Below are 5,732 nucleotides of genomic sequence, written 5' to 3'. Positions count from 1 at the left end.
AAATCCATTTCTTGGTCAAAATCCACGAGCCGCCGATGCCGCCTGCCCTTCAGCGCTTGATCGACATCATGGCGGCACTGCGCACGCCCGAGAGCGGCTGCCCCTGGGATCTGGCGCAGACCTCGGCGACCATCGCGCCTTACTGCATCGAGGAAGCCTATGAAGTCGTCGACGCCATCGAGCGCGGCGATGTCGAGGATCTGCGCGACGAACTCGGCGACCTGCTGCTGCAGGTGGTGTTCCATGCGAGGATTGCGGAGGAAACTGGCCAGTTCGCTTTCGCCGATGTCGCCGAAGCCGTCTGCGCCAAGATGATCCGCCGCCATCCCCATGTCTTCGGGGACCTGAAAAGCGCATCGCCGGACGGGGTTCGCGCCAACTGGGAGACGATCAAAGCCGAAGAGCGCCAGTTGAAGCGCGACAAGGCGGGGCCGCGACGCGATCGGGCAGGGTTGCTCGCCGACGTCCCGGTTGCCCTGCCCGGCCTGACCCGCGCGCTCAAGCTGCAGCAGAAGGCGTCCCGCGTCGGCTTCGATTGGGGCGACGTCAGGCTCGTGCTCGCAAAAATCCGCGAGGAGATCGACGAGATCGAGGAGGCCGTCGCCTCGAAAGACGCCAATGAGGTCGCAGGCGAGATCGGCGACCTGCTGTTTGCCGTGACCAACCTGGCGCGCCATGCCGCGGTCGATCCCGAGACCGCCGTCCGCAGCACCAATGCCAAATTCGAGCGGCGTTTCGCCTTTATCGAGCGTGAACTGGCGACGCGCGGCTCGTCGGCTGAGGCTGCCAGCCTCGACGATATGGATGCGCTGTGGGACGAAGCCAAACGCCAGGGCCTGTAGGCTTATCGCGGCGGATCGAGAGCGACCGTGAAGGCGCCGGGAATGCCGCCATTGAGCGGTATGGAGGCGGCTGTGACGAAACCCGCGTCGTCGCTGGCGAGATAGGCGGCCGTTGCCGCGAGTTCCGCAATGGTGCCGAACCGGCCCATCGGCATATGGACGAAGCGGCGCGCCGTCTCCTCCGATCCGATGCGATCGAAGACCTGCCGGAGCTGCGGTGTTTCGATCGGGCCAAGCGCGAGGGCATTCACGCGCACGCCGCTTCGCGCAAGCTGGACGCCGAGGTCGCGGGAAAGCTGTTCGACGGCGGCCTTTGCGGCGTTGAACGCCATCTGCGCGGACGCCGCGCCCATCCCGGCGAGAAACGAGGCCGTATTGATCACCGAGCCCTTGGGCGGATCGTTGCGCAGCATGAAGGGAATGCCGTGCTTGCAGCTGAGATAAGTGGTGGTGAGGTTGCCGGCGATCACCCGGCTCCAGGTCTCCAGATCCGTGTCGAGCGCGGAATGGTCGGCCGGGTCGATCAAGCCAGCATTGTTGTAGATGACGTCGACCCGGCCAAATTCCTGGTGGATGCGGGCGTAGGCGCCGCGTATCGCCTCCTCGTCGAGGAGATCGACCTGGAGAGCGAGCCTGCCGACATCGTGGGCTTTGCGGTCGAGGCCGGCGACGATGCCGCCTTCGTCGGCAAACCGCCGCGCGACACCCTCCCCCAAAACGCCGAGCGCGCCGGCGACGACACAGACGCGGCCTTGCAGTCGGCCACCCATCTCTGTCGCCATGACCCGGGATCCTTGTTGGTCTGCCTCAGGGGCGATACGGCGCGCTCTCGGCCGCCGCGGCGATCGGCCCGACGTTGCGTGCGCCGTGAAAGCGCTGCAGGATCTGGCCGCTGCGTTCGGGCAGGGCGCGGACCACAAGATGCGAAACGCCGTCGTCGCTGGCGCTGCGCTCCATGACCTCGGTATGCTCGTAGAGCCAGTTCAGCCCCTGCCCGTCGGCTGGATCGAGGTCGATCGCAAACAGCGAGCGTCCCTCCGCAAGGCGCATCTCGATCTCGTCGAGGAGGTGTCTTTCGCCCTGCCCCGTCAATGCCGAGACGATGACCGGGCGCGCCTCGGCGTCCCGCCATTTCGCGGCGTTGGCGAGACTTTCGGCCGCCTCGGGGTCGAGCAGATCGAGCTTGTTCCAGACTTCCAGCAGGCGGTGATGATCCTTCGGATTGACCCCGAGATCGCCCAAAATCGCCTCGACGTCGGCGCTCTGCGCGTCGGTGTCCTCGTGCGCGATGTCGCGGATATGCAGGACGACGTCGGCCTCCAGCACCTCTTCCAAGGTAGCGCGAAAGGCGGAGATCAGCATCGTCGGAAGGTCGGAGATGAAACCCACGGTGTCCGACAACAACACCTTCGAGCCGTGCGGCAGCTTGACGATGCGCAGGGTCGGGTCAAGCGTGGCGAACAGCATGTCCTCGGCCATGACGGTGGCCTGGGTCAGCCGGTTGAACAGCGTCGACTTGCCGGCGTTGGTGTAGCCGACCAGCGCGACAATCGGATAAGGCACGTCGCGGCGCGTCTTGCGATGAAGCGAGCGGGTCCGCTTCACCCGGTCGAGTTCGCCCTCGATCTTGACCATCCGCTCGGAGATGAGGCGGCGATCGGTCTCGATCTGCGTTTCGCCGGGACCGCCGAGGAAGCCGAAGCCGCCGCGCTGGCGTTCGAGATGGGTCCAGGAACGCACCAGCCGCGATTTTTGATAGGCGAGATGGGCGAGTTCGACCTGCAACGCGCCTTCGCGCGTCCGGGCGCGGCGGCCAAAAATTTCCAGGATCAGGCCGGTGCGGTCGATGACCTTGGCGCCGAATTCCTTTTCGAGATTGCGCTGCTGCACCGGCGACAGCGCGCAGTCCATGAAGACGAGGTCGAGCGCTTCGTCCTTCACCCGCGCGGCGATCTCTTCGACCTTGCCCTTGCCGAGGAAGCTGGCGGGGCGGATCTGCGACAGGGTCACGATCGTCGCGTCGACGACATCAAGATCAATCGCACGCGCCAAGCCGGCGGCTTCGGCGATGCGCGCGTCGGGCGAACGCGTGTTGATCAGGGCGGAGGCCAGTGGCGCATTGGGATCTGGAGCGACGTGGCGGGCGCGGGCCGCGAGGTAGGGGCCGAGAACGAGAGCCCGCGTCGCGGCGGCGCGTGTGGCTTCGGGTTGGTCGTATTTTACGGGGCCGGCTTCGTTCAATCCCTACTCACTTGTCTTTGGCCGGCGTCGCGGCCTCTGGTCAGGGCGCGACCGTCGTGTCCTCGCCCGGCTCGAACATTTGGATCGGATGACCCGGCATGATCGTCGATATGGCATGCTTGTAGACGAGCTGGGAATGACCATCGCGCCGCAGCAGAACGCAGAAGTTGTCGAACCAGGTGACGACCCCTTGAAGCTTCACGCCGTTGACGAGGAATATAGTGAGAGGGACCTTGTTTTTCCGCAGGTAATTTAAAAAAGTATCCTGCAAGTTCTGCGGTCGTTCGGCTGCCATCGGATTGATCCTGGTCGTTTTTGGCGCCGTCGCCGGCGCAGACGTCACTTATGGTCCGCCAATTTGTCGCGGACGTCCGGTTTCTTAGTGCGATTGGCGTGCCAGCCGCAAGAGGGCGGCAGGCGAGTCTTTCCCGCTAGGACAAGATGTCCAAGGCCGATGTACGGCAAACCATTTGGATTGCCGCATCAGTCCGTGCGCGGCGCGACGTCGTGAAAGTGCGCCCGCAGATTCAACGCGATGGGTCCGGGGGTGCCGGTGCCGAGCACGTGATCGTCGATCGCGACGACCGGCGTGACGATCGACGTCGCGCCGGTGATGAACGCCTCTTTGGCGTCATAGGCCTCCTGCGGGCTGAAGCGCCTCTCCTCGACGCGGTGCCCCAGCTTTTCGAGCAGTGTCAGCAGCGTGGTGCGGGTCACGCCCTGCAGGATGGCGTTGGTCACGGGGTGAGTGATTACCGTCCCGCTCTGGTCGATGATCCAGGCGTTGGAGGACGAGCCCTCGGTGATCAGGCCGTCGGCGTCGAGCAGCCAGGCCTCGCCGCTGTCGCGATCCTTCGCGGCCTGTTTCGCCAGGACGTTGGCGATCAGCGAGATCGTCTTGATGTCGGGTCGCTTCCAGCGCATGTCCGGCATGGTGATGACCCTGATCCCCTTCGCCGCCTTGGCGCCGGCTTTTGCCGGATCGACGAGGCGGGCTGTGACCACAAGACTCGGGCGCACGACCGGATCCGGAAACAGGTGATCGCGGCGCGCCACGCCGCGCGAGATCTGCATGTAGATGAAGCCCTGGCGCAGCTTGTTGCGGGCGATGACCTCGCGCAGCACGATCCGGAAGGCCCCTGCCCGCATCGGGGCGTCGATGCGCAACTCGCCGAGCGAGCGCACGAGGCGCTGCAGATGACGCTCTTCGTCGATCAGCGCGCCCTGGTGCACTTCGATGACTTCGTAGACCCCATCGGCGAACTGATAGCCGCGATCCTCGATATGGACGGTGGCGTGGGCCTGCGGAAGATAGCGGCCGTTGACGTAGGCGACGCGGCTCAAGGCGGATTCCTTTTCAGTGCTTGGCCCCCTCAGATGAAAGGGTGCATCCGGTTGACGACGATACCCAGAAGCGCCGCACTTGCGATGCCCCAAAACGGCGAAACCTTGGTGAAAAACACCATGCTGGCCATGCCTGCGACGACCACCAAGGTCAAGGCGCCGGTGTAGGCGGCCTTGGTCATCACAAGGCCGCTCGCGAGCATCAGCCCGATCGCGATCGGCGCCAGCGCCCGACGGATCAAACCAACCCAGCGATTGCTTTCGTGGCGCGTCATCAGCCGGCCCAGCACCAGCGCAAGGATCGACGACGGCACCACGATGGCGAGCGTCGCCACGACCATGCCGAGAACCCCGCCGACTTGCCAGCCGATCATGCTGACCACGAGGACGTTGGGACCCGGCGCCGTCTGGCCGATCGCCACGAGGTGGGAGAAGGTCGCGTCATCCATCCAGTGCAGCTGTCCGACAACCTGGCGATGGATTTCCGGAAGCGTCGCGTTGGCGCCGCCTATCGAGAGCAGGGACAGCACGCCGAACGTCACGACGAGATGGAGCAGGATGTTGGCGTTCATCCGCGTCGTCGGTTGCGGAGCACGACCGTCCCGATGCAAAGCGGAATAGCGATCCCGATGATGACGAGGATCGGCGCCTGGAGCAGCGCGGCGGCGGCGAAAACGCCGACGACGACGAGCAGCATCACAAGATCCGGTCTCAGGCCACGCAGCAGCTTGAACGCAGTGCCGAGCACCAGACCGGCAGCCGCCGCTGCCGCGCCCGCGAGGCCGCCGCGTACATCCTGCAGCTCGGCGTAGTGCGCATAAAGCGTTGCGACGACGACCAGCAGCACCAGAGGCGCGCCGATGAGCCCGGCCAGGGCTGCCGCGGCGCCGGACAGGCCGGCATAGCGGTCTCCCAGCATGGCGGCAAAGTTGATAGTGTTGGCTCCCGGCAGCGTGCTGGCGACCCCGAACAGTTCGGCGAACTCGCGTTCCGTCATCCAGCCGCGTTCGACCAAAACGACGTGGCGAACCCAGGCCGCGACGCCGCCAAAGCCGAGCACCCCAATCTTGAGAAACGTGACGAACAGGGTGAGCCGCGAAACCGGAGACGCGATGGGGATCGGCGAAGCGGTTTCCACCGCCCTGCCCTTAATCGATGCCTAGCGACTTCAGCTTGCGATGCAGCGCCGAACGCTCCATCCCGATGAATTCCGCCGTCCGCGAGATATTGCCTCCGAAACGGCTGACCTGCGCCATCAGATACTCGCGCTCGAACACCTCGCGAGCCTCGCGCAGCGGCAGGCTC

At 65.2% G+C, this 5,732-nt stretch carries 8 protein-coding genes; 1 reads left to right on the top strand and 7 read right to left on the bottom strand.

The window, feature by feature from the left end; all coding sequences use genetic code 11:
• Window positions 1-35: 35 nt before the first annotated feature.
• Window positions 36-842, top strand: a complete 807-nt coding sequence (gene mazG, locus GSQ79_RS24370; RefSeq protein ID WP_158811351.1) for a nucleoside triphosphate pyrophosphohydrolase — start codon at window positions 36-38, stop codon at window positions 840-842.
• Window positions 843-844: 2 nt separating this feature from the next.
• On the opposite strand, the gene GSQ79_RS24365 is transcribed toward mazG, so the two are convergent.
• The 7 genes from GSQ79_RS24365 to GSQ79_RS24335 form a co-directional block, all read right to left on the bottom strand.
• Window positions 845-1,624: an SDR family oxidoreductase gene (locus tag GSQ79_RS24365; protein ID WP_210253208.1), complete on the bottom strand. Its 780-nt coding sequence runs from the start codon at window positions 1,622-1,624 to the stop codon at window positions 845-847.
• Window positions 1,625-1,649: 25 nt separating this feature from the next.
• A complete protein-coding gene (gene hflX, locus GSQ79_RS24360) occupies window positions 1,650-3,083 on the bottom strand; it encodes a GTPase HflX (RefSeq protein WP_158811350.1) in 1,434 nt (477 codons plus the stop codon).
• A gap of 40 nt (window positions 3,084-3,123) precedes the next feature.
• On the bottom strand, window positions 3,124-3,378 hold the full coding sequence (gene hfq / locus GSQ79_RS24355; protein ID WP_158811349.1) for an RNA chaperone Hfq: 255 nt from the start codon (window positions 3,376-3,378) through the stop codon (window positions 3,124-3,126).
• Window positions 3,379-3,566: 188 nt separating this feature from the next.
• Complete coding sequence (locus tag GSQ79_RS24350; protein ID WP_158811348.1) at window positions 3,567-4,427, bottom strand: D-amino-acid transaminase; 861 nt, start codon at window positions 4,425-4,427, stop codon at window positions 3,567-3,569.
• A gap of 29 nt (window positions 4,428-4,456) precedes the next feature.
• Window positions 4,457-4,999 carry a chromate transporter gene (locus GSQ79_RS24345; protein WP_158811347.1) on the bottom strand — a complete coding sequence of 181 codons (543 nt, stop codon included), beginning with the start codon at window positions 4,997-4,999 and terminating at the stop codon, window positions 4,457-4,459.
• A complete protein-coding gene (locus GSQ79_RS24340; protein ID WP_246725560.1) occupies window positions 4,996-5,565 on the bottom strand; it encodes a chromate transporter in 570 nt (189 codons plus the stop codon). Before GSQ79_RS24340 ends, GSQ79_RS24345 begins: the two co-directional genes overlap by 4 nt.
• A gap of 10 nt (window positions 5,566-5,575) precedes the next feature.
• Window positions 5,576-5,732 (bottom strand): helix-turn-helix domain-containing protein (locus GSQ79_RS24335; protein WP_305764638.1); only part of this gene is annotated, 157 nt, incomplete at its 5' end.

It is taken from the genome of Beijerinckia sp. L45 (genome assembly GCF_009765775.1).
Classification (GTDB): domain Bacteria; phylum Pseudomonadota; class Alphaproteobacteria; order Rhizobiales; family Beijerinckiaceae; genus RH-AL1.
The sequence above is the reverse complement of the archived record's forward strand: the minus strand, read 5'-3'. Positions and strand labels throughout refer to the sequence as shown.